The 23,302-nt window shown below is 36.3% G+C and carries 24 protein-coding genes; 9 read left to right on the forward strand and 15 right to left on the reverse strand.

All coding sequences use genetic code 11. The features are described from left to right. The 8 genes from M992_RS10430 to M992_RS10460 form a co-directional block, all read right to left on the reverse strand. Positions 1-825, reverse strand: an 825-nt coding sequence (locus M992_RS10430) for a LacI family DNA-binding transcriptional regulator (RefSeq protein ID WP_053908560.1), incomplete at its 3' end; no start/stop codon positions are given. 309 nt (positions 826-1,134) lie between these two features. Further along, complete coding sequence (locus tag M992_RS10435; RefSeq protein ID WP_053908561.1) at positions 1,135-2,385, reverse strand: aromatic amino acid transporter; 1,251 nt, start codon at positions 2,383-2,385, stop codon at positions 1,135-1,137. Positions 2,386-2,450: 65 nt separating this feature from the next. Continuing rightward, on the reverse strand, positions 2,451-3,854 hold the full coding sequence (locus M992_RS10440) for a tryptophanase (RefSeq protein WP_053908562.1): 1,404 nt from the start codon (positions 3,852-3,854) through the stop codon (positions 2,451-2,453). Positions 3,855-3,951: 97 nt separating this feature from the next. After that, positions 3,952-4,056: a tryptophanase leader peptide gene (gene tnaC / locus M992_RS15625; protein ID WP_072165946.1), complete on the reverse strand. Its 105-nt coding sequence runs from the start codon at positions 4,054-4,056 to the stop codon at positions 3,952-3,954. Between the two features lie 421 nt (positions 4,057-4,477). Beyond that, a complete protein-coding gene (locus M992_RS10445) occupies positions 4,478-5,248 on the reverse strand; it encodes an SDR family oxidoreductase (RefSeq protein ID WP_053908563.1) in 771 nt (256 codons plus the stop codon). Positions 5,249-5,592: 344 nt separating this feature from the next. Beyond that, a complete protein-coding gene (locus M992_RS10450) occupies positions 5,593-7,872 on the reverse strand; it encodes an FdhF/YdeP family oxidoreductase (protein ID WP_053908564.1) in 2,280 nt (759 codons plus the stop codon). A 423-nt stretch (positions 7,873-8,295) separates the two neighbouring features. Beyond that, the gene (locus M992_RS10455; protein WP_053908565.1) at positions 8,296-8,853 is read right to left on the reverse strand and encodes a HutD family protein; all 558 of its coding nucleotides are present in this window, start codon (positions 8,851-8,853) and stop codon (positions 8,296-8,298) included. A gap of 98 nt (positions 8,854-8,951) precedes the next feature. Further along, entirely contained in the window at positions 8,952-10,376 is a 1,425-nt protein-coding gene (locus M992_RS10460) for an aminotransferase-like domain-containing protein (protein ID WP_053908566.1), read from the reverse strand. 140 nt (positions 10,377-10,516) lie between these two features. Between M992_RS10460 and M992_RS10465 the strand changes: the two genes are divergently transcribed. The 4 genes from M992_RS10465 (at position 10,517) to M992_RS10475 (ending at position 14,076) form a co-directional block, all read left to right on the forward strand. Next, positions 10,517-11,854, forward strand: coding sequence for a cytochrome ubiquinol oxidase subunit I (locus M992_RS10465; RefSeq protein WP_053908567.1), 1,338 nt, complete (start codon positions 10,517-10,519; stop codon positions 11,852-11,854). After that, positions 11,844-12,854, forward strand: a complete 1,011-nt coding sequence (gene cydB / locus M992_RS10470; RefSeq protein WP_053908568.1) for a cytochrome d ubiquinol oxidase subunit II — start codon at positions 11,844-11,846, stop codon at positions 12,852-12,854. The genes M992_RS10465 and cydB overlap by 11 nt, the downstream gene beginning before the upstream one ends. Further along, positions 12,811-12,987 carry a DUF2474 domain-containing protein gene (locus M992_RS14755; protein WP_072165947.1) on the forward strand — a complete coding sequence of 59 codons (177 nt, stop codon included), beginning with the start codon at positions 12,811-12,813 and terminating at the stop codon, positions 12,985-12,987. The genes cydB and M992_RS14755 overlap by 44 nt, the downstream gene beginning before the upstream one ends. A 255-nt stretch (positions 12,988-13,242) precedes the next feature. Then, the gene (locus M992_RS10475) at positions 13,243-14,076 is read left to right on the forward strand and encodes a siderophore-interacting protein (RefSeq protein ID WP_053908569.1); all 834 of its coding nucleotides are present in this window, start codon (positions 13,243-13,245) and stop codon (positions 14,074-14,076) included. Positions 14,077-14,283: 207 nt separating this feature from the next. Here M992_RS10475 and M992_RS10480 read toward each other — a convergent pair whose 3' ends face one another. Continuing rightward, the gene (locus tag M992_RS10480) at positions 14,284-15,264 is read right to left on the reverse strand and encodes an endonuclease (RefSeq protein WP_390892499.1); all 981 of its coding nucleotides are present in this window, start codon (positions 15,262-15,264) and stop codon (positions 14,284-14,286) included. A 198-nt stretch (positions 15,265-15,462) separates the two neighbouring features. Between M992_RS10480 and M992_RS10485 the strand changes: the two genes are divergently transcribed. Next, positions 15,463-15,654, forward strand: coding sequence for a hypothetical protein (locus M992_RS10485; protein ID WP_053908570.1), 192 nt, complete (start codon positions 15,463-15,465; stop codon positions 15,652-15,654). A 24-nt stretch (positions 15,655-15,678) separates the two neighbouring features. Here the strand turns inward: M992_RS10485 and M992_RS10490 are convergent, their stop codons facing one another. Then, entirely contained in the window at positions 15,679-16,143 is a 465-nt protein-coding gene (locus M992_RS10490; RefSeq protein WP_053908571.1) for a threonine/serine exporter, read from the reverse strand. Next, the gene (locus tag M992_RS10495; protein WP_053908572.1) at positions 16,140-16,937 is read right to left on the reverse strand and encodes a threonine/serine exporter family protein; all 798 of its coding nucleotides are present in this window, start codon (positions 16,935-16,937) and stop codon (positions 16,140-16,142) included. Before M992_RS10495 ends, M992_RS10490 begins: the two co-directional genes overlap by 4 nt. A 457-nt stretch (positions 16,938-17,394) precedes the next feature. Between M992_RS10495 and M992_RS10500 the strand changes: the two genes are divergently transcribed. After that, entirely contained in the window at positions 17,395-17,688 is a 294-nt protein-coding gene (locus tag M992_RS10500) for a DUF5339 domain-containing protein (protein WP_053908573.1), read from the forward strand. A gap of 141 nt (positions 17,689-17,829) precedes the next feature. Here M992_RS10500 and M992_RS10505 read toward each other — a convergent pair whose 3' ends face one another. From M992_RS10505 to M992_RS10515, 3 genes are all read right to left on the reverse strand, one after another. After that, a complete protein-coding gene (locus M992_RS10505; RefSeq protein WP_053908574.1) occupies positions 17,830-18,267 on the reverse strand; it encodes a universal stress protein in 438 nt (145 codons plus the stop codon). Between the two features lie 202 nt (positions 18,268-18,469). After that, entirely contained in the window at positions 18,470-18,811 is a 342-nt protein-coding gene (locus tag M992_RS10510; RefSeq protein ID WP_053908575.1) for a hypothetical protein, read from the reverse strand. A gap of 154 nt (positions 18,812-18,965) precedes the next feature. After that, positions 18,966-19,394 carry a universal stress protein gene (locus M992_RS10515; protein WP_053908576.1) on the reverse strand — a complete coding sequence of 143 codons (429 nt, stop codon included), beginning with the start codon at positions 19,392-19,394 and terminating at the stop codon, positions 18,966-18,968. A gap of 489 nt (positions 19,395-19,883) precedes the next feature. On the opposite strand from M992_RS10515, the gene M992_RS10520 reads away from it, so the two are divergent. Both M992_RS10520 and M992_RS10525 read left to right on the forward strand, forming a co-directional pair. Next, positions 19,884-20,321 carry a type II toxin-antitoxin system HicB family antitoxin gene (locus M992_RS10520; RefSeq protein ID WP_053908642.1) on the forward strand — a complete coding sequence of 146 codons (438 nt, stop codon included), beginning with the start codon at positions 19,884-19,886 and terminating at the stop codon, positions 20,319-20,321. 432 nt (positions 20,322-20,753) lie between these two features. Then, positions 20,754-21,317, forward strand: a complete 564-nt coding sequence (locus M992_RS10525) for a YagU family protein (protein ID WP_053908577.1) — start codon at positions 20,754-20,756, stop codon at positions 21,315-21,317. 599 nt (positions 21,318-21,916) lie between these two features. Here M992_RS10525 and M992_RS10530 read toward each other — a convergent pair. Beyond that, entirely contained in the window at positions 21,917-22,318 is a 402-nt protein-coding gene (locus tag M992_RS10530; protein WP_053908578.1) for a hypothetical protein, read from the reverse strand. A gap of 774 nt (positions 22,319-23,092) precedes the next feature. Between M992_RS10530 and M992_RS15485 the strand changes: the two genes are divergently transcribed. Next, positions 23,093-23,260, forward strand: a complete 168-nt coding sequence (locus tag M992_RS15485) for a YnfU family zinc-binding protein (protein WP_218026259.1) — start codon at positions 23,093-23,095, stop codon at positions 23,258-23,260. Positions 23,261-23,302 lie beyond the last annotated feature (42 nt).

The raw sequence follows: 23,302 nt of genomic DNA on the forward strand, positions 1-23,302 counted from the left end.
AAATACAATCAATGAAATAGCAGAAGGCCCTTGTAATTTATCTGCCTGAGCTAATGCCATAGCTGCACCATCTCCCTGCATATTACAGTCGGTAATAATCGCTGTTGGAGGAGTATCTAAAGCCAATAATCTTTGAGTCGCTAAATACCCATCACGGCGGGTAGTTACACCTTGGCATAAATACTGTGAACAAAAGCTCAGCTGATTTTTTTTCAAGGTATCGAGATAACCATTTAACCGCTGAATAACAAATGACTGGTCATTACCCTCACTAAAGAAAGCGATTCGCTGATGTCCTTGATCAATCAAATGCTGAGTAGCCAACTGTGTTCCCGCATAATTATCAAAATCAAACCACGCATATGGCTCTGATAATTGGCTACGACCTAAAGCTAAAAAAGGAAATTTTAAGCGTTGTAACTGTTGTAATCGTGGATCATTTTCTAAAGTATGCGCCACAATCAACGCATCGACTCGGCGACTACCAATGATACGCATAAACATAGACTTTTGCGGATCGAAATCATCGGCAATTAATAACAAATCGATATCTTTTTTCGATAAAGATTGACTAATATGGCCGACGGTATTCATAAAGGCCGCATCATTCAAGCGTTCAATATTAGTCGGTAAAATTAATCCAACGGCATCAATTTTGCCCATTTTCAAGCGACGGGCAAATGAGTTAGGGCGATATCCACGTCGATCAGCTTCAGCTTTTACTCGTTGATAAGTTTCTTCTGACACATCATCATACCCATTCAAAGCACGACTGACAGTGGTAACAGAAAGCCCGAGCTGTTTTGCTATTTCCTTTAACGACATGATATCTACTGCCTTATTTTGATACGTTAACGACTCATAATAATTAATTATATTTATTAGCGGCTAAACATAACATGAATAACATCAACAACGAATGATTTAACCGCATAACGAGAGGGACAGTCAAAATAATAATTAATAAAATAGTGAGTAATACTATAACGTGCTCATCAATATCTATCCTACAATAGAGTCGCCTACTGGCAAAATTGACCTCGCTATTAACAGACTATTTACTTTAGCCATGTATCCCTAGCGAATTAGCAAAATTTATCCAATAAGCGGACTCGTACATTATTTTAATAACAGTTAACGATAAATCGGTAATAGATTAAATTGAGCTAATAATTGACAGCTGATCCCAACAATACCAAATGCAATTACAGCATAAATAAGCCCTTTACCGCCCCAGACTCTAAACCCTGAACCAGCAAATTTCTCACGGGCTTTTAATACCATAAATGCTGGACAAATAATTGCCCAAATACAGGCAGCCATCCCTGCATAAGCAATTGCAATTAAAAAACCATTAGGAAAAAACATGCACAATAATAACGGAGGAGCAAAACATAAGAACGAGGTCTTTAATCGCCCTAGTGAATTATCTTTAAATTTTAATGATGCCAGAATATAATCGAATAGCCCAATCGCCACACCGAGAAATGAACAAAAAACAGCACTAATAGAAAACCATAATATGAATGTTTTAATATATTCGTTATTTAACACAGTATAGAGTGAGTTTATAAATGCATCTAAATTCCCTCCTTGCTGTATTATAGTAATAAATTGTTCTCTGGGTAGATTTCCCATTGTGCCAATCATCCAGAAGATATAAATAACTAGGGCTAATACACAACCAATAATACAGCTTTTAACTACTTTCCATTCATTCTGATGATATAGTTTATATAAACTACAGACATTACCGTGATAACCGAATGAGGTAATCGCGTAAGGAATAATAACAAAAATAAATGGTATTAAGAATAATTGGCTTTCACCATTAATGGTTTGACTAAAAAGTAATGTGCTTTTAGCATTAATAAATAAACCAGAAAAAGCCAAGATGAATAATATTATTTTAATTGATAAAAATATTGAGGTTAAACGACTCGCATATGCCCCTCCCCACCAGATAGTAGATCCTAATATAATAGTAAATATTATAAATACTATTTTTAGATTAATAGTTATTCCATGCAATAAAAAGGCTTCATAAATAACTGAACCTGCAGCCGAGATATATGCGTAAATTAATATATATAATACGAACATTAGTGAAATGTTAGCAAAATAACATACCCATCTGGGTAATAGATGTTTAGATATATGAAAATAATTGGTTCCTTCTCCATATTTTGAAATACATTCAAGAATATAGATACCAGAATGAAACATAAAAAAACAAACTGCTAATAAAATAAAAATAGCGTTAATAAACCAAGCGCCTGACATAATGGTCGGTAAACTAAACATTCCCGCCCCTATCATTGCGCCGCCTAGCACAAATCCACCTACCATAATTGAAGGCTCTTTGGTAATTATAGACATGCTCATATTCATTCCTTAAAAGTATAAGGATAAGGCTCCCATATTGCATGGAAGCCATTATTAGTGACGGTTTATTTGATAGGTTTCAGTCGAGCGGTAAAGTGTCTTAATACTGGAGGTTCATATTCAAATTCTAACCCTTTCAGGGTCGCAAATTTTTCTTTTAATTCAATTAATGCATCTGCAATATAATCCATATGATCGTTGGTATACACGCGTCTAGCAATGGTTAAGCGCATAAATTCCATATCGGCATGTTTTTGTTGACCTGTTACTGGGTCACGACCTAAAAGGAATGACCCAATTTCAACGGCTCGTACACCAGATTCTAAATATAAGGCATTAATCACCGCTTGGGCAGGGAATTGATCGCCTGGAATATGCGGAACCAATTTTTTACAATCGACAAATACCGCATGTCCACCAGTAGGATATTGAATTGGAATACCATTTTCACGCAAACGGTCACCTAAATACTGAACTTGTCCGATACGATAATGCAGATAATCCTCTTGCGTTCCCTCTTCTAGACCTTGGACCATAGCCGCCATATCACGCCCCGCTAACCCTCCATAAGTTACAAATCCTTCCATAGGTACGCAGCGTTGACGGGCTAATGTAAATACCTCTTCATTATTTTTAATACTGACTAACCCTCCGATATTTAACAGTGGGTCTTTCTTAGCTGACATAGTTAATGCGTCAGCATATTTATACATATCAAAAATAATTTCTTTAATGCTGGCATTTTTATATTGTGGATCACGTTGTTTTATAAAATAAGCATTCTCACAAAAACGCGCGGAGTCCATGACAACAAAAATATCATGCTTTTTAGCGATTTCATAAACTTGTTTTAAATTATGCATTGAAACAGGTTGCCCACCGGCACTATTACAAGTGACAGTAGAAACAATAGCAACTACATTATCCGCGCCATATTCCGCAATATTTTTCTTCAACTTTTGAATATCAAAGTCACCTTTCCAATCATCATATTGCTCAGAATTAAATGCTTTTTCGGTAACAATATTAATTGCTTTACATCCGTTTAATTCGACATGCGCTGCGGTAGTATCAAAATGGAAATTAGAAATAAAGACGGGATTTTCTACTTTTCTATTTTTTTTCTTAATATTTAATAATACGGGAAAAAGAATATTCTCAGCACCACGCCCTTGATGTGCAGGAATAATATAGTCATAGTCAAATAATTCTTTGGCTTTATCTTTTAACTCATAATAGTTTCTTGAACCTGCGTAAGCTTCATCAGCGGTAATCATTGATGCCCATTGTTTATCGCTCATAGCATTAGTACCAGAGTCCGTTAATAAATCAATGTATACGGCATAGCTTGGTAATAAGAATGGATTATATCCAGCCTCTTTGAGCGCAGCTTCGCGTTCTTCTTGTGAAGGAATACGGATATTTTCTACCATTTTAATACGGAAGGGTTCTACAATTCGTTTAGCCACGATAATACCTTTGATATAAAATTAAATTCTTAAAGAAACCATAGTCTTTTATAAAAAAGAGGGTTTGTTAAATTTAAAAAATAAAAAATAAAAAGGATTATCTTTGAGGGAAGAAAAAAGCTAGATCGATATCAATATTAAACCATTTCTTCAATCTGAAGAAACCGCCTAATAGGATGAGAACATTATAGGATGAGAACATACTTTTTTCCTTCTAAGTGAGGAGCTAGTACAGTTAGACTGGATAATATATATAACAGTTAGAGGAATTAAGTAATACTATTAATGTATAAATTGAACAACTATCACACTATTTTTTATTAATACGTTATATTTAAGGCTGAGATCACATAAATTTTATAATATTTATCACAAAGCTAAAATATAACAATTAATGATAATAAATATATTAAACTTTAATAGAAACAAAAATATAATAGTTTCTAAAAATTATATTACTTAATTGAATTATCTTATATTTTTATTATTTAAATATTTAATTGTATCATATGGTGATTGTTATATTATAAATAAAGAAGTGTATAGTAAAGTTAATATTTTTTCATACACTTCAAGCTATATTTATGTCGTAATAAGTTAAATTAGAATACTAATGCCAATGATCATTGAATGCTATAACCACCGTCAATCACTAAATTATGCCCACTGATCATATCGGAGGCATCACTAGCTAGAAATAACGCGCAAGCAGCAATTTCATCAGGATAGGCAAAACGTCCGGTAGGAATTTTTTGTCTCATTGCATCAGCCTTTTCCCCTGACCATGCTTTTTTGCCTAATTCTGTGAGCACAATAGTAGGTGAGATAGCATTAGTTTGAATACCTTTTGGGCTCCATTCCAAAGCTAATACTTTAGTTAAGCCAATTATTGCCGCTTTACTGGCGCAATAAGCCGCGTGTTCAGGAAGAGCAATAACTCCTGCTTGAGAGGCCAAATTAATAATTTTACCGTGCCCATTTTTCAGCATCAATTTTCCCGCGCACTGACATACTAAGAAAGTTCCTTTTAGATTAACATTCATGGTGTTATCCCAATCAGTTTCGCTTAATGATTCCGCAGGTGACAACGCTACCATGCCGGCACAGTTGACCACGATATCTAATGTTCCATAATATTGAACCACATCATCTATCGCAGAAGTCACTGAATCGGCACAAGTAATATCACAGGGAATACCTATCGCATGAGTTAACGATGTCGCTGTTTCAATCACCGAGTCTGCCCTATCGATTAATGCAACTTTTGCGCCTTTAGCGATAAATAATTCAGCAATTGCCAAACCAATCCCTGCTGCACCGCCAGTAATCACGGCAATTTTTCCATCTAATGAAAAATTATTATCATAGCCTGTATACTCGCTCGTACTGTTCATAAAATAACTCCTTGGTTAGTTATTATGTTGCAGATGAGTCGATTAATAATAAGCACTAAAAAATAACTTATTATTTATATTGAGAGTCAATAATAAAATAAATAACTGAAGTAAATTATTATTGGCTCTTAACCGATTATATTAACTATAATAAATGAATACAGAAAATTCCATTTCTATAAAAAATAAATAAGTTTGTATATGTTTATTGTCAATATAAGCAGAATAAAATATAGCAGATATAAAAAAGGATCATGATTTCATGTCATGACCCTTAGATATTAATCTCTACTACCACGAGCTTCAGCTATAACTAACTTGTTCTATCAGCTAATAATCGATAATTAAGCCACCACTTCTAATTTTACTGCAATATTCTTATAAGCTGGAATGCCACTTTGTGGATCATAATTATCTAGCGCAATCAAATTATTGGCTTCGGGGAAATAAGTCGCCACTGAGCGGTCGGCCATATCGTAAATAACCACAGTTAAGTTATCTAGGCGTCTTTGGGTTGGCTGTTGTTGCTTATCCAGCGCGATAACGTTGACTTTATCTCCTGCTTTTACGCCTTGCTTTTGCGCTTCGGCTGCACTGATAAATAGCACATCACGCTGACCAAATACTCCACGATAGCGATCATTCATGCCATAAATCGTTGTATTATACTGGTCATGGCTACGCACAGTCGCCAGTACTAATTCACTGTTAACGGCTGATTCCGGATCTTCAATAACACCTTCAGTGGTCAAGAAATTGGCTTTCCCTGACGTGGTTAACCAACGACGCTGTGCTGCCGCATTGGGTAAATGAAAACCACCAGGCTGTTTAATTCGCTGATTATAATCATTAAAATCAGGCAATACTGCTTCCATCGCATCACGGATCAAATCATAGTTATTGATAAAATCATCCCATTCAACTGTTGAGTTAGGCAGGGTCGCCTTCGCCATACCGGCGACAATAGCACATTCTGATTTTAACCACGGACTCACCGGTTTTAACATACCGCGTGAAGCATGTACCATCGACATAGAATCTTCGACGGTAATACACTGTACGCCACTTTGCTGTTTATCGATTTCAGTGCGTCCGAGCACCGGTAATAAATACGTGTGTTTAGCCGTCAATAAATGCGAACGATTTAATTTAGTCGCTGCATGTACAGCCAGATCTAAATTTTTCATTCCTGCATACGTTAAATCATGGTCTGGCATCGCAACAGCTAAGTTCCCCCCCATACTAATCAATGCTTTAGCACTACCATCAGCTAGTGCCTGCATACTAGCCACAACAGCATGTCCGAATTCTTTAGGCGGTTTAAAGCCAAAACGCTGTTCAATCTTGGCTAATAAGCCTGCGCTTGGTTTTTCGGTGATCCCTACCGTTCTATCACCTTGCACATTAGAGTGACCACGCAATGGGCAAATACCCGCGCCTTCACGCCCTATATTGCCTTTTAGCAGCAATAAATTAATCAGTTGCTGAATATTTTGCGTCCCATGCTGATGCTGAGTGATCCCCATGCCATAACAGATGATAGTACTTTTCGCCGCAATATAAGCCTCAGCAATTTGTTCTAATTCGCTGCGCTGTAATCCACAAACCCGTAAAATATCTTGCCAATCTGTCGACAAAATATCCTGTTGTAACTCAGCATACCCTGTAGTGTGCTGCTCGATAAAATCAATATCTAATATTGGTGTCTGGCCCGCATTAATCGCAGCAAGATGTTTCTCAATTACGAGGCGCATCACACCTTTTAGTAAGGCAGTATCTCCCCCAATCCGTACTTTATAATAGCTACTCGCCAAGGGGGTTGATTCCAACGTCAGCATCTCAATCGGATCTTGCGGATAGGTGAAGCGCTCTAGTCCACGTTCACGCAATGGATTGATTGCAATGATTTTTGCACCACGCTTAGAAACTTCTCGCAAAGTACTCAGCATGCGAGGATGGTTGGTACCGGGGTTATGTCCGATACAAATCACTAAATCTGCTTGATCAAAATCGTCTAATAAAACTGTCCCTTTACCTACCCCAATAGCAGCAGCTAAACCCACACTAGTCGGCTCATGGCACATATTTGAACAATCGGGGAAGTTATTAGTCCCATATTCACGGGCAAATAATTGATACAAAAACGCCGCTTCATTAGATGTTCTGCCCGAGGTATAAAATTCGACACTGTTGGGATCTTGGTAAGATTGTAATCTCTGGCCTATTTCAGCAAATGCGGTTTCCCACTCAATTTCCTGATATTTATCGGTTTGAGGATTATATTTTAATGGGTGCGTTAAACGCCCTTCATTTTCTAAATCGTAATCATCCCAAGTGAGTAACTCTGTGACTGTATGTTGTGCAAAAAATTGTGGGGTGGTTTTTTTAGCTGTAGCCTCCCAAGCCATTGCTTTTGCACCGTTTTCACACACATCAAATGACGCGGTATGTTTAGGATCTGGCCATGCGCACCCTGGGCAATCGAAGCCGTTAGGTTTATTCATATCAAATAGCGCGATAATATCGTGACCGATTTCCATTTGTCCGCGAATAGCTTCAGCTACCGCTTTAACTGCTCCCCACCCAGCCGCAGGGCCAGTATAGTTTTCTATTTTTTTATCCATCTGCATTGCTCTTTTAATAATTAATAATGAAAATAAAAAGGCGAATATACCGTTATATGATTTTTTATATAATCTTACTTGTACTCTCTTTTTTTTACGGCCTTATTTTGACGCTTGTCATATTTTAATTTAGATCTTCTAAAAGAGTATAAAGATTGGTTAATTATAGCAACTGGAATAAAGTAAACTTGAGAAATGATATTACTAATTAATTTACAATAATGTATTTATTTGTTATTTCAATGATTGGATTATGATGGTATTTAAAATATATCAAGCTAATGTCCTTTCTGAGAGAGAATTTTTGCATCAACGATTTATGCTAAACAGCCTCCCCTAAACAATATTTCCTCAATTTGGTTCACTAGGCAAATAGAGAAATAATGAAAATAGTATAACTGACTATTAATATAATTGTTTATTTTAGCCGTTCATCAAATCAATCCATATTAAACAGCTATTTGGCTGCAGCGGACTCACTCGCCCTTGGCGAATATCAGGTAACCACCAGCAACCATGCTCTGCAATCAATTGACTGCAATTCGCGCCTTGGATCTGCCAATGCCCTTCTAATACATAAATGACACCAGCACTATTAGTTGGTAATAATTGATTTTCAGTAACCACGCTAATTTTCGGCTTCCAACATCCTCGCCGAACACTAATATTTAATAATACTATTGGACCATTTTGTGCCAATAATTGGGGATTATCCTCACCACGACAACAAAAGGATTGACCTTTTTCGATAAAGATATATTTGCTATCAGCATCATAGGTAAGCACCAGCGTATTGTCATTAAGCAGCACCAAGTAGTGATCAATCTCCGGCATTGCCGGTAACTGGTAAGCTTGGCTAAATCGGTCAATTTGCGCACACCATGAGAAATCAGAAGCGACCGGCCAACAAACGATTTCATGCCTCTGTTGTTGAGCCTTGGAGGTGGCATTAACCGAACCATCAAAGCATCTTATTTTCATCGTCCCTCGCAAATTGACTGGCTAAAATGACTTACGGGTGATTTAGCAGAGTGACAAATTTTACTTTTTAGTGCAATCAGCTAGGCTAATAAATGTGATTAATCTCGTTTCTCATTCAGTAATTGGTGACACAGGCGACCCAATATTTTCATTGCTTCTTCTAATTGAGCGCTCCAAGTAAAAGAACAGTTGAGTCTAAAGGCATGGTTAAATTGATCGCTGGTCGAAAACATACTTCCGGGCGCAATACTTATCCCCTGCGTTAATGCCAATTGATATAAACGCACTGCATTAAAGGGTGGCTCAAATTCTAACCATAGAAAATAGCCACCTTTCGGCGTATTTACTTTAACCGAATCAGGCATATATTGTGCAATCGCGCTTAATAAACGATGCTGGCGTTGTTCGAGGGTCATACGCAGTTTTTTAAGATGATTATCGTAACCGCCTTGCGATAAGTATTCGGCGATAGCTAATTGTGTCGGCACACTGGCAGAGACTGTGCTCATCATTTGTAAATGTTGAATTTTGGTCGCATGCCGGCCAGCAGCCACCCAACCGACCCGAAATCCTGGCGCTAAACATTTAGAAAAAGACGAACAATGAAAAAAATTATTCAACGTATCTAAACTCTTAGCCGCTACTGGTTGCTGATTACCAAAATACAGTTCGCCATACACATCATCTTCTATTAGGACGATTTGACGGTGATTTAAAATATCGACTAAGCGTTTTTTATTCCTTATGGGCATGGTTCCCCCCAAAGGGTTTTGATAATGAGTCATCAACCAGCAAGCCTTAATCGGATAATTTTTAACCACATCCTCGAGTGCATCTAAATCCAAACCAAAAATAGGATCGGTTTTTATCGCCACTGCTTTTAGTTTTAAGCGCTCTATTGCCTGCAAACAGCCATAAAATGCAGGGGATTCGATAACAACCCAATCGCCGGGCTCGGTAACTGATTGTAGGCTAAAACTTAAGGACTCCATCGCTCCAGCCGTGATCACTATTTCATCGGGAGAAACGTGGATCCCCTGCATGGCATAACGCTGAGCTATGTTACGGCGTAACTTTTCATTGCCCGGCGGCAAATTAGCCACTGCACTTTGCTGAGTGATGCGTCGAGCAACCGAGGCTAATGATTTGGCTAATTTTGGCTCATTAAGCAGTGCTGACTCAGGAAATGCCGAGCCAAAAGGAATAATATCTGGGTCATTACAGGCTTGCAGCACACCGAAAATAGAGGCATTAATCTCCACATTTTCACTTAGATGCGACCCCTTACCCCCCTTCGCTGCCGCAAAACTGGTTTTGCTTTTAGCGACATAATAACCAGATTGTGGGCGCGCAATAATCCAGCCTTGGCTTTCCAATAATTGATACGACTGAACCACCGTCATCAAACTTAGCCCAGATTGCTTTACGCTTTCTCGCAACGAAGGAAGTCGATCACCCACTTGCCAAATATTATCCTCAATTTGCTGACGGATTTGTGCTGCTAGTTGCTCGTATCGGGTCATACCTAGTCCTTACATCAACTGTTATAGTCAAAAACGACAAAATTGTTACTATTATAGTTTAGTCTCTCATGGTCTACTTATCCACACATGGATTGTATTTTTATCTTACCTATTTGAGGTCACTATTTTTTGAGGTCAATATGTTTGGATTGAGTGCCCTGGAATTAGCCCGTATTCAGTTTGCTTTTACGGTCTCTTTCCACATTATTTTTCCGGCAATTACTATCGGTTTAGCCAGTTTCCTCGCCGTATTAGAGGGCTTATGGCTTAAAACGCGTCACCCCGATTACAAAAAGATGTTTGATTTTTGGGCCAAAATTTTCGCCGTCAATTTCGGTATGGGAGTGGTCTCTGGTTTAGTAATGGCTTACCAATTTGGCACTAATTGGAGTTTTTTCTCTGATTTTGCCGGTTCAATTACCGGTCCCCTGTTAACTTATGAAGTGTTAACGGCTTTTTTCTTAGAGGCTGGTTTTCTCGGTGTGATGTTATTTGGCTGGCAACGCGTAGGTGAAAAGCTACACTTTTTCGCGACCTGCATGGTGGCTTTAGGCACTATCATGTCGACGTTCTGGATCTTAGCCTCAAACAGCTTTATGCAAACGCCACAGGGCTACGAAATTATTAATCAGCAACTGGTTCCTGTTGATTGGCTAGCGGTTATTTTTAATCCATCGTTTCCCTACCGATTATTGCATATGACAACCGCAGCTTTTCTAGCCTCAGCCTTTTTTATCGGTGCTTCGGCAGCGTGGCATCTGCTTAAAGGCCATCGATCAAGTGCGATGGAAAAAATGTTTTCTATGTCGCTATGGCTGATTTTGGTTTTGGCACCATTACAGGCACTGATTGGCGATGCTCATGGTTTAAATACGTTAAAGTATCAACCAGTTAAAGTTGCTGCTATGGAAGGCCATTGGGAAAATAAACCCGGCGAAGCGACTCCGCTTATTTTATTTGGACTGCCTAATACGGTCAGTGAAAAAACCGAATATTCTATTCAGATCCCATATCTTGCCAGCCTGATTTTAACCCATAGTCTCGATAAACAAGTTCCGGCATTGAAAGATTGGCCCGCAGAAGATCGCCCCAATGTGTTTATGGTGTTTTGGTCATTTCGCGTCATGGTCGGCCTTGGGCTATTAATGATTGCCGGCGGAGTTATTGGCTTATGGCTACGTTATAAACAACGTTTATATCAATCCAAACCATTTTTACGTTTCATGTTATTAATGGCGCCTTCTGGGCTAATAGCCATTCTTGCTGGTTGGTTTACCACTGAAATTGGTCGGCAACCCTGGGTGGTTTATGGACTACAACGCACCGCCGATGCGGTAAGTGCACATGGTGATATTCATATGAGCGTCAGTTTGCTGACTTTTATTATGGTTTATGCCAGCGTGTTTGGGATTGGATATATCTATATGATTAAATTAATTCGCCAAGGGATAACCGAGGAGAACAGTCATGGGCATTGATTTAGCGCTAATTTGGTTTGTGATAATTGTATTTAGCATAATGATGTACATTATGATGGATGGCTTTGATCTCGGTATTGGTATTCTCTATCCCATGGTCAAAGATAAACACGACCGTGATGTCATGATGAACAGTGTGGCGCCCGTCTGGGATGGCAATGAAACCTGGTTAGTCTTAGGAGGTGCCGGATTATTAGGGGCATTTCCCTTAGCCTATGCGATTGTATTAGATGCCTTATCCATCCCTCTAACCCTAATGTTGCTGGCGTTGATTTTCCGAGGAGTGGCGTTTGAATTTCGCTTCAAAGCCAATCATAAACAACAGCATATTTGGGATAAAGCCTTTATCTGTGGGTCGATCATCACTACTTTTGTGCAAGGTGTAGTAGTCGGTGCTTTTATTCAAGGTTTCCCCGTTACTAATCGAACTTTTATGGGTGGCTATTTTGACTGGCTTGCACCTTTTCCGCTGTTCTGTGGATTTGGCTTAGTTGTCGCTTATGCGTTACTCGGTTGTGGCTGGCTTATCATGAAAACTAAAGCCCATCTGCGCCAAACTATGTATCGGATAGCGGGCCCATTAACCTTTTTAATGTTAATAGTCATCGCCATTATCAGTCTATGGACTCCTTTGCTAAACCAATCTATAGCTGACCGCTGGTTTACTCTGCCGAATATATGGTTTTTTCTCCCCGTACCTCTACTAGTGATATTAGCCGCAGCTATTATTCTTCATTCAGTGCAACAGCAAAAACACGATTATCGGCCTTTCTTAGCGGCCTTATTACTAATTTTTTTAGGTTTTACTGGATTGGGCATTAGCATTTGGCCATATCTTATCCCACCAGTGATCAGCTTTAGAGAGGCCGCTAGCGCACCCGAAAGTCTGGGCTTTATGCTGGTCGGTGCTCTATTTATTATTCCTATTATTTTGGTCTATACCTATTGGAGTTATTATGTCTTCAGAGGAAAAATTAATCCCGAGCAAGGTTATCACTAAAGTGATGCCTTCCCCATGGTGGAAAAAACTCTCTTGGATGGTGATTATTTGGCTATCCAGTGTGGTCGCACTGTTTGCCGTATCGTCATTATTTCGCGGATTGATGACCGCGGCAGGAATGAAAATTAAATAATCGCTAGAATTATTATTCCCCTTTACTATCTAACGCACGGTGAAGGGGCTCCCATCGTCGCATCCCATCTACCCTGATGCTGTCTGCCATTATGATGACATTTTTCTATAATAGAGGCTTATAACTGAGACCGATAACAGTTGCCTTAAGTGCTCTAAGGGTAAAATCATCTTGATAATACAGTTGATAATGATAATAATTACTATTATTAAGTATTTATTCAAATTTACCGATCAATCCTTAAGGAGATTGTTTGTGGCAACAGCTAATAATAATCCAAATAGACAACGTCCGATCCCCCCTCAATTAATCCACGTTAAATCAATCATTGATATCTCTCCTGCCATCAGAAGGATCACTTTTCACGGTGAAAATCTGGATACTTATCCAGCCAATTGTGCAGGTGCGCATCTAAAAATATTTCTATCTGCCGATGCAACAATCCCCCCACTATTGCCAGTTCTCGGCCCTAAAGGCCCTTCATGGCCTGAAGATCAACCTCGGCCTAAAGTGAGAACTTATACTGTACGAGCTATTCGCCCAGCAAAAAAAGAAATCGATATAGAATTTGCCATGCACGAGGGTATAGAAGGCCCTGCTTATCAATTTGCGCGCGATGCTGATATCGGTCATTGGCTTGGGATCAGCCGCCCTGGAGGATCTGAGCCGCTATTATCACCAGCTAGTCATTACTTTATGGCCGGTGATGCCAGTTCACTGCCTGCAATTGCAGCATTGCTGGAAAATATGCCGGAAAATGCCCAAGGAAAGGTTATTTTACGAGTAGATAATCAAGCTGATATTTATTCATTACAGGCGCCAGAACAAATTGAAATTGTGTGGATTTGTGGCGATATTTCTACCACAGAGCAGCTAATCAATTGCTTCAAAACCTGGACATTGCCCACAAAAGATGTCGTATTTTGGTTTGCCGGAGAAGAACAAATAATCAAACCTTTACGCCGGTATATTCGCCACGATAAAGGCTATGATCGCCAACATATTCATGCTGTCCCTTATTGGCGCCATGGCTATAATGAAGAGGGCTATCATCAAATGCGCCACGATGTCATGGACAGTGCAGATTAATAACGATAAAAATTCATCGTGTAATAAATGATTTTTACCGCGAGTTCTAACTGATAGCACTAATTAACAGTGCTAACAGAAAATCAATTTATATTGAATTGATGTAAAATCAGCGATTAAGAATATAAATTGACTTAACCGCTGATACTCTATTTACTCGCCTAAGAAATAGCTATTATTCTAGTGAGTAAACAAAATTCATATTAATTATAATTTTACTTTACAATTTACTGCCTGACGATAACCAGCGGCTATCGCATCCTGTTCAGAGGCAAATAATACGGCATTTTTATCGTCCGTAGTTTTATAACCAGAACAGTGAGATAAATGATAAATTTTGCTTTTCACATTACCTTTTACTGTCGCATTCTCATTTATTACCGCTTTATTGGCTGAAGGTTTATGCTGTGAAATATCAGAAAATAGCCCAGATGCACTATTTTTATGTCCTAACTGCCATACTTGCTCACCAGTAACAAACGGATTGTGATGTCCCATAATTTTAGCAATTCTATTATCTCGTTCCTGCTCCCAAGCAGTGACTGGGTATTGCTTATCCCAGACTTTTAATAATTTCTGCTGTTGTTCAGACATCGATAAATCATAACGGTCGTGCATATAGAAATATACCCGCGCCACTTGCCCTTTTACACTGTCTCTCGGTTCAAATTCTCGCGCTTTAAAATCGATGCGGCTACGGCACTGGCCATACGGATATTCAACATTACCCGCCAGTTGCCCATAACTCAGATTACTGCGATCGCCATTAACTTCACCAATTGATGGGGCTAAATTATGTAAATCGGCTTCCATAGTACGAAATACCGGATCGTCGGCGATACAGTTTTTACGTCCGCCGTGCTGCCAGCATTGACGTTGATGACCAAAAACCCAAGCAGGAACAATATGTTCCCATTCAATACGTTCTGCTCTATTTTGCTGTTTTCGAACGTGGTAACCACACGAGTTAAGATCGACCCGCCCACCACTGGCACCCAACCAATCCCATTGGCAACCACAATATAGTGTACCTTCACCCTGTTTAGATTGGTCATGATAAACTTGCGTACGCGCTAATTTTTTAGCTTCATCAAAAGACGATGGCGCAGCAACAGTAGAAAGAGTAAATAGGCTAAAAAAGATAATAGAAGCGAATCCTATAATACGACTGACATATGACTGTTTCAAAGTAAATACCATTATGGAGAACGTTAAGTAATACAATTAAGTGGGTGAACTTAAGAATATAGCAATTCATTGCAGATTGTCTTATCAAAATTTGTTAAGACGACTGAAATATAAACTTTCTCTTCTATCTTTTATATAATTAAAATTTATTTAGCTTAAAATATTTACAATAAATCATATTAAATATCGAGTACTACAATGAACACATTATTAGATCAATTAATATCAGAGCTTATTAACGTTACTAAAAAATATTCAGAAAATGATGATATTACAGTGGGAATACCTCAATTCACTGAAAATAATTTAAAAATTCAGTTTCATTTCGCAGATAAGAATGGATTAGATATTACATTTAATGCTATTAAATCCGTAGAGAACAGCCTATAAATAGCTCGTCCTCTACACGTTTAATTAAACACTGGGGCGCTTACGGTATAACCATAAACCTGGTAATGATAAGCCGATAGAAAGTGCACCAACAATGAATGAGGCTTGTAAAAAATTAGTTACCAGAGTTTCAAATAAGGGCTCGCTATATCCTAAATGCGATATCTTAACTACCGAAATCATAGCAACATAAGCGTTAATTCCCGGGAACATCGGAATAATAGCTGCTACCGTAAAGACTTTAGGATGCGCTAACCACCAGCGAGACCATTGAATACCAATAATACCGACTAAAATAGCAGCACAAAAACTCGCCCATTCAATATTTTGACCCAGTTCCATCATCACCATTCGTGAACCATGCCCTATCGCGCCAAGCAAAGCACAATATTTTAGGGCGCGTTTGGGGACATTAAACACCATAGCAAATCCTACGGCAGGGATTGCGGCTAAAATCATATCTTGCACTAATGCGAATAAAAAACTCATGCCCAATCCCTCAGATCCCAAATTGACATAGCCATCACCACACCAATACAAGTCGCCAACGTAAGCAGGCTTGCCATCGTCCAACGCGCCAATCCGGTATTAACGTGCCCTTTAAACATATCAGCCACTGCATTAATTAACGGAAATCCTGGAACAAGTAATAAAACACTGGCCGCCATCGAAATAGTCGCTGTTGGCGCAAAATAAGATAATTTAAGAATTAATCCCGACACACTGGTCGCAACAAAGGCAGTAATACAGAAATTTATCAATGGGTTAATCTGACGGGAAGTGAGAACCTGCCGAATATACATACCACAGCCACTGCCAAGAAATGTAACCATCGAACCATCCCAGCCGCCACCATTTAACTTACTAAAACAGGCACATGATAAAGCCACCATCAGCACCATCATCCAGCGCGGATAACGTAACGGCTTAATAGAGTCTAGTTTTTTCTGCACTTGGCCACGGTCTAAAAGATGATGTTCAACCAAAATTACTACATGCTGAACTTCAGTCACCACATGCATATTAATACCGCGATCAATAATTTTTCGTGTTGAGGTAATACAGTGATTGTCGATAATCGTTGTCAGTACGATAGCATTTGATGAAATCGCACTATCTACTTGATCAGCACCTAATGCTCGACCCAATCGCGTGGCCAACATTTCGACCAACATACTTTCTGCGCCATGCTGCAATAATAGCAAACCGCATTCAATACATAATCGGGTGATCTCTCTTTGCGTCTCAATTGACGTATCTTTAACGCTAGCCACTTGTTCCATCACATATTTACTCAAAATTAGCTTAATGATTTATTCAGCATCATAAACTCAATAACACAGTTTAGTCATATTATTGCGTGACAATGCTCAATTAACTTACACCAACTCAGCTTATTACCACTCAACCATTCATACTGTATAGTTAGTTATATAAGCCGAAACATCATAAAACTAACCCTATACAGTTAACATGATCTTTCGCAGATTAGCGCACAATAGCTTGGATCATCCTGTAAGCCCTTACTTAAAATAACTGTAATTTTGTCTTTGCCTGCTCAATCTTTACAAGACTTGCTTATATACAGCATATAAGTGGGTACAATCACCCATATTGATATTTCTTATCCAGTTAAAAAACTTTTAACTTAGAATTTTTACAATATTTTCTCACAACTAATGCGTTTTAATAGTGCTAATGTTATGCTGAAAAAAATTCATAAATGAAAGCGAAGATACCATGAAAAAATTATTTCCACTGATTGTTGGCTGTGTATTATCACTTTCTGCACTGAACGCGCATGCAGGAAAAAATTGTGACACCTATTTCAGCGAGATGAATAATCTAATTAAGCTTGCTGAACAAGAAAATAAAGGTGCACCTGAAATGAAAGCACAAATAGATGCGATGAAAGCACAATTAACTGATGCAAAAAAAGCCTTAGCTTCTTACCCTGAAGCAGAGCAAGAAAATGCCTGCGGGCAAGCTGTTGAAGCGATTAAACAAGCGAAGGCTTCAGGAGATCTCGGTTAAGTCTCAATCTATATAAGATTAAAACCTTATTCTTAATAAAAAACACCCCATATATTGCACACTATTATGGGGTGTTTTTGTTTCTGAACGGCTTATTAAATCCATCAATGAGCCGTTTTTATCCCTTATATTTCTGACCATCTATCTCACGACTAAAACAGATATTTTTGCATATGAGACAATCCCCGAAGCATTGGATCCAAGCAAATGAGTAGATATATTAGGGCGTCGAGAACCAATCACAATTAAATCTGCATTAATTTCTTGCGCCGTAGACAATACTTTATCTCTCGGTGAACCAAAAGCTACGCTAGAAGATAGTAATTCTTGTGGATAGTCAATTTGTTGAATTAATTCTTTTAATTGTTGTTCTGAACGTTCAATCGCCTTTTTTGCAAAAGAAGACAATAAATCATAATGATAGCTATAACTCATCGAGAAACGAGAGATATCAGGTATCGCATGAAATAAATGAATTTTTGCATTTGACATTTTAGCTAAATATAATGCATGTTTCAGGGCATTATCGGTTAATATATTTTCAGAGATGTCTACAGGAACTAAGATTGTATTGTACATGTAATGCCTCTCATATAATCCATGATGATATTATCGTACTAATCACTCTTCAGAGTACTTTTATTACGACAATCATTTCTCTAATCTAATTAAGTTCTCAAGTCATTTAAATTTATCATCCGACATAATATTATTTATATCGATTAAATCCAAAAATCCACTATCTCTATATGCACTAATCCATTTATTATACTCTGATCCGTTATTCTGTCTCTTCTAAATGCCATTTATGTAAAACACGATGAATAAAAGGAGTAACTAATAACCCAATAGTAATAATAAATACACTTTGTAAAAATAGGCCATAAATAGCAATAAAAAAACGTCCCACTGAAGTTACTGGCGCAGGATTAATTGATTGCCCACTCAGCATAGATAATGCATTTAACATGGATTCAGTTAATGAATGCCCTTCGATAAAATAAAACCCTATAATCCCAGGAAGTAATCCTAAAAAGAAGATCAATACAGATAAACAATAAAAACGTAACACTCTCAAAATAAAATGATCAATTCTGAGTAATTCTTTGGAAAATCTCTCCATATTTATTTCCAACTATCAAAATAAAGTATTCATATATTAAAATATATTTAGAGTACATCTATTTTAAATCAGCTAAAAAATAATTCAATAAATGCAGGTAGATTAAATTTAACCTGCATTTTAAAGCACGTCATTTGACAGCACTCAATGACAATTATCGTACAACCAGTACCGATGATTCTGCGTATCTGACTACACCAGCCGCTGTTGAGCCTAACAAATGAGTACTAATATTCGGACGACGTGAACCGATCACGATAATATCGGCATCAACATCCTTAGCGGTATTGATTATTTCATCACGCGGTGAACCAAAAGTGATGGTATAACTAATTTTATCCACTGGTAGATCTATAGTATCCATCAATATTTTCATATCATTTTCAGCTTTTACCGTAGCTCTATCTTTGATTTCCATATATCCCAAAGCATAAGCATTGATAATAGCTGAAGAAATCGGTAAAACATGGATCAAATGCAGATTAGCCCCAGATTGCTTGGCTAGATTGAGTGCATGACGGACTGCTTTACTGGTTAACTCATCTTCGGTTAAATCAATCGGAACCAAAATTGTAGTATACATACACACTCCTATTCATCTTGAATATTCATCTTAAAACTAGCTAAAGCAAATAAGAAAAGTATAAACAATTACGATCGATTGTCTTCTAAATCAAGATATAAATGAGATCTATGACAATAATCATTTAAATAGCTATCTTTAATCAGCCTACACGGTCATCATAATAGGTCATTAATTGAAAATAGAAATGCAGTATTTATTTTAACCGGTCAAATCGAGGCTTATTTAATCACTTTAGTTAATAAGAGATCACCACTAATTATAAGATAAAAAAACATTATTTTAATTTCTATAAATAATCACTTAACCGCAGTAACCTCTTGATAACTAAAGTAACCTACTAATATTAAACGAAAAATAAGGTTGAACATCTCGTATAAACCCTTTCAAAACACAACATATTTGTTGTTTTTTTAATCTTATCTGATATGATAATGGCTAAAATAATAGATGATACTGCCATCGCTTTATCCAAACCGAGATATTACCATGTTTAATTATCCTGCTACTGTAAAATATGATGAAGATACAGAGTGTTATGAAATAGCTTATAATGATTTTAGTGAATTACAAGGAGTAGCATACGCAGAAGAAGATATAGAACTAGATGCCTCTGAGATCCTAATTGCCGGATTAGCGGATTTAATTGCCTCACGCATTCCTGTCCCTGCTCCTTCAAAACCAATAAATGATACTAATATCGTTGTTCATTTGCCTCTCTTAGTCTGTTTGAAAATAGCCCTACATAATGCCATGATCCAAACGGGTACGCGTAAAGCAGATCTCGCACGAAAATTAAATCAAAAAGCTCCACAGATAGATCGCCTACTTGATGTTAATCATGCATCTAAAGTAGAAACACTTGAACAAGCGCTATATTTATTAGGATTTGAAGTCTCAGTTATTGTTAATAAAAAACCAGATTAATAAAGCTAATTTAGCCTAAAATTTCGCCACCTTGAAGTTTTGTATTTTAATGGATTTCAATACTCACTATAGATATAGGTGGCGAATATCTAAACCTTCAATTTCTTGCCTATATTTATATTAATTATTGATTTAGATTCTTAATTGGTAAATTAATTTAATATTTAGTGATAATATTCTCCATATAAATAAACTAATTTTGCATTTAATATTAAAACATAAATAATAACCATAATTTAATTTTTCATAATAGAGTAATTATTCATCACTCATAATATTTGCATCTATTAATACTTAAATAATGCTCATTTTAACCTATTTTTAAAAAAACAGTGATCTACATCAATAAATATAACGAGAAAAATATTGCAAAAGTCACAAAAATGAACTTTAGTATAAATAGATTAAAAATAAATATTTAAGGGATGTTATATGGCGTTAAAAGATCTATTTGCTCAAACTGACAAATCTCGTCGTCGTTATGGTGTAGCAATCTTCGTAGGAATAATTGCAGGCTTTATCTCTGCTTTTGTTAAATGGGGAGCTGAGGTTCCACTGCCACCGAGAACCTTTACTGGTGGCCGTAATGAATTCAATCCACCTTATTTATTCTTACGTGATTATTTAGGTATTGATCCGACATCCACTGTATATACGTTCTCAGAACATATTATCAATCCAGTGATGATTACCCACATTATTTTTTCTTTAGTTTTTGCGATTGGTTACTGTATCATTGCTGAGCGCTTTCCTAAAATTAAAATGTGGCAAGGTGTCATGGCCGGTCTGTTAGCTACTGTTGCAGTTCATGGTATTAGCTTTCCACTGTTAGGTTTAACACCTCCACTATCTATGCTGCCAATTGATGAATATATTTCAGAGATTTTTGGTCATGCAGTTTGGTTCTGGTCAATTGAAATCGTGCGTCGTGATTTAAGAAACCGTATTACGCATCAGCCAGATCCGGAAGTACCATTAAATGCACCATTCAGATAAGCAATAATTAAATATAAGTGACGTCCAATATGTACTAATGGGCGTCACTATTTTTATTCGTTTACTTCCTTGCTACTAAACTAATCAATCAACATCATCTTACTGTTAGATCTCATCTTTATTATTGCTGTTATTTATCTTTTCTTGATTAATTCTAATTAATTAGAATTTTGTTAGCTTAAAGATTGCTCTCTCTATAATCAAGCTACTAATTAATTTTTATATATTTAGGGAGCGCAATCATATTATAGACCATCAAAAAACAACCAAAGATACCAGTATAAAAAAGATACCCTCTCAAGATAATTGCTTTTATTTTCTTAAAACCAACCATAAATAGCGATATAGCTATAATTGTTATTATACCTATAGACTGGTAAATATATAGCACATAATCTTATTATCTATATATCTATATATCTATATATCTATATATCTATATATCTATATATCTATATATCTATATATCTATTAATTAGATTAATCAATAGATTGAATTACTCAATTATTTATTAACATCATTAATTGTAAAATAAATTGAAGACCATTATTCAATAATACAGTTAAATAAATAATATATTAATGAATTAATTAATATATTATTTAACAATATTTATTTCATTATATGTAAAATCAGATAAATAACTATTAAATATATTATAGTTAAAATTACGCTTAAAAAAAAGTGAACGATAACGCCGATTATATTTTTTTAAATAAAGAATACGCCATGAATTACTTTTAGTAGGTACTAAATAAATCCGTGTCACCTTGTTCCAGTGACTATCATTTCGGATTAGCAACAAAAAAACAGATTTTTCACCAAGAAAACTACTACGCAGCTCAACTCTTAGTTCATTTTGCTGATCTAAATATAAGGTGATATCTAATCGATTAGAATTATTTTGTAAATCATAGCTTTTACATAAGCTACTGTTTTTAACACAGTCACAAATATAAGTACTTAATAATTGAAAATTAGATATATTTTTATTTTTCATATTAACTCAAATCAATATATAGATAGTATTTAAAATATATATATTCACGCTTAATCCTTATAGTTTTCAATTACAAAAATTATATAAAATTTAACCAAAATTAAGATGGCATGATTATATTCAATAGATATTCAATCAATCTCTCTTATACAGAAAATTTCTTTTAAATTCCAGATTACCGTAGTTAATTAAGTTTGATTCGTATATTACAAACATAATAAAACCATAATAATCTTTCTTTCCCTATTAAAAAATAATATTTTAGGACTAAGTTTAGATGATTAATAAGTTAATTTATTAATTATTGATCTATGCTATATATTTACTTTAATGACAGTGGTTGATTATAAATAATCAATAGTGTGTAAACTAAACATTTTCTTTATTCAACTCGAAAATAATTAAAAATTTCTTATAAAAAAATTAACTTGATCCATTAATATAATCAGCTATTGATCTAGTATATGCCTAATAAATCCATTTCACTCATCATAATAAAAATGAATTAAATATATTTAGTAATAAAAATAGTACTCATTAATAAGTCTATCAAATTCATAACGGCTAGGAATAAATACTGTCTTATTAGTACATTTACATCAATAGTAAGAGTCTCTCCCTATGTATCATAAAAAATATCACTTATTGCTAAAAAGACACTCATAAAATAATATCTGCAGATAAGATAAATCCAGATAACTTTTGGTTAATCTATAAGCTATCATCACAAGGTTGTTGTATACTCAGTCACCGTACATCGACGTGGTAAAAGTTATGAGTATCTTCAATGCTCTAAAGATGTTTAATGATAAAAAAATCAAAATAAGCTGCCCTAATTGCACTTATGTTTCAGCACAAAATAAACGTAACATGCATGAAAATATTACGATTATTTGCCCTAAATGTGGCTATTACTTTTTACCTAACAATAAACATAAATAAAATCATGATTAAAAATCGATATTCCATTGAAATATAATACAT

Origin of the sequence: Moellerella wisconsensis ATCC 35017, from assembly GCF_001294465.1 — a bacterium.
GTDB classification, from domain to species: domain Bacteria; phylum Pseudomonadota; class Gammaproteobacteria; order Enterobacterales; family Enterobacteriaceae; genus Moellerella; species Moellerella wisconsensis.

Excerpts from the sequence above, each read along its gene's own strand:
- M992_RS10435 (WP_053908561.1), bottom strand. The coding sequence starts at position 2,385 with ATGAGCATGTCTATAATTACCAAAGAGCCTTCAATTATGGTAGGTGGA.
- tnaC (WP_072165946.1), bottom strand. The coding sequence starts at position 4,056 with ATGTTCTCATCCTATAATGTTCTCATCCTATTAGGCGGTTTCTTCAGA.
- M992_RS10445 (WP_053908563.1), bottom strand. The coding sequence starts at position 5,248 with ATGAACAGTACGAGCGAGTATACAGGCTATGATAATAATTTTTCATTA.
- M992_RS10450 (WP_053908564.1), bottom strand. The coding sequence starts at position 7,872 with ATGGATAAAAAAATAGAAAACTATACTGGCCCTGCGGCTGGGTGGGGA.
- M992_RS10455 (WP_053908565.1), bottom strand. The coding sequence starts at position 8,853 with ATGAAAATAAGATGCTTTGATGGTTCGGTTAATGCCACCTCCAAGGCT.
- M992_RS10460 (WP_053908566.1), bottom strand. The coding sequence starts at position 10,376 with ATGACCCGATACGAGCAACTAGCAGCACAAATCCGTCAGCAAATTGAG.
- M992_RS10465 (WP_053908567.1), top strand. The coding sequence starts at position 10,517 with ATGTTTGGATTGAGTGCCCTGGAATTAGCCCGTATTCAGTTTGCTTTT.
- cydB (WP_053908568.1), top strand. The coding sequence starts at position 11,844 with ATGGGCATTGATTTAGCGCTAATTTGGTTTGTGATAATTGTATTTAGC.
- M992_RS14755 (WP_072165947.1), top strand. The coding sequence starts at position 12,811 with ATGTCTTCAGAGGAAAAATTAATCCCGAGCAAGGTTATCACTAAAGTG.
- M992_RS10485 (WP_053908570.1), top strand. The coding sequence starts at position 15,463 with ATGAACACATTATTAGATCAATTAATATCAGAGCTTATTAACGTTACT.
- M992_RS10490 (WP_053908571.1), bottom strand. The coding sequence starts at position 16,143 with ATGAGTTTTTTATTCGCATTAGTGCAAGATATGATTTTAGCCGCAATC.
- M992_RS10495 (WP_053908572.1), bottom strand. The coding sequence starts at position 16,937 with ATGGAACAAGTGGCTAGCGTTAAAGATACGTCAATTGAGACGCAAAGA.
- M992_RS10500 (WP_053908573.1), top strand. The coding sequence starts at position 17,395 with ATGAAAAAATTATTTCCACTGATTGTTGGCTGTGTATTATCACTTTCT.
- M992_RS10505 (WP_053908574.1), bottom strand. The coding sequence starts at position 18,267 with ATGTACAATACAATCTTAGTTCCTGTAGACATCTCTGAAAATATATTA.
- M992_RS10510 (WP_053908575.1), bottom strand. The coding sequence starts at position 18,811 with ATGGAGAGATTTTCCAAAGAATTACTCAGAATTGATCATTTTATTTTG.
- M992_RS10515 (WP_053908576.1), bottom strand. The coding sequence starts at position 19,394 with ATGTATACTACAATTTTGGTTCCGATTGATTTAACCGAAGATGAGTTA.
- M992_RS10520 (WP_053908642.1), top strand. The coding sequence starts at position 19,884 with ATGTTTAATTATCCTGCTACTGTAAAATATGATGAAGATACAGAGTGT.
- M992_RS10525 (WP_053908577.1), top strand. The coding sequence starts at position 20,754 with ATGGCGTTAAAAGATCTATTTGCTCAAACTGACAAATCTCGTCGTCGT.
- M992_RS10530 (WP_053908578.1), bottom strand. The coding sequence starts at position 22,318 with ATGAAAAATAAAAATATATCTAATTTTCAATTATTAAGTACTTATATT.
- M992_RS15485 (WP_218026259.1), top strand. The coding sequence starts at position 23,093 with ATGAGTATCTTCAATGCTCTAAAGATGTTTAATGATAAAAAAATCAAA.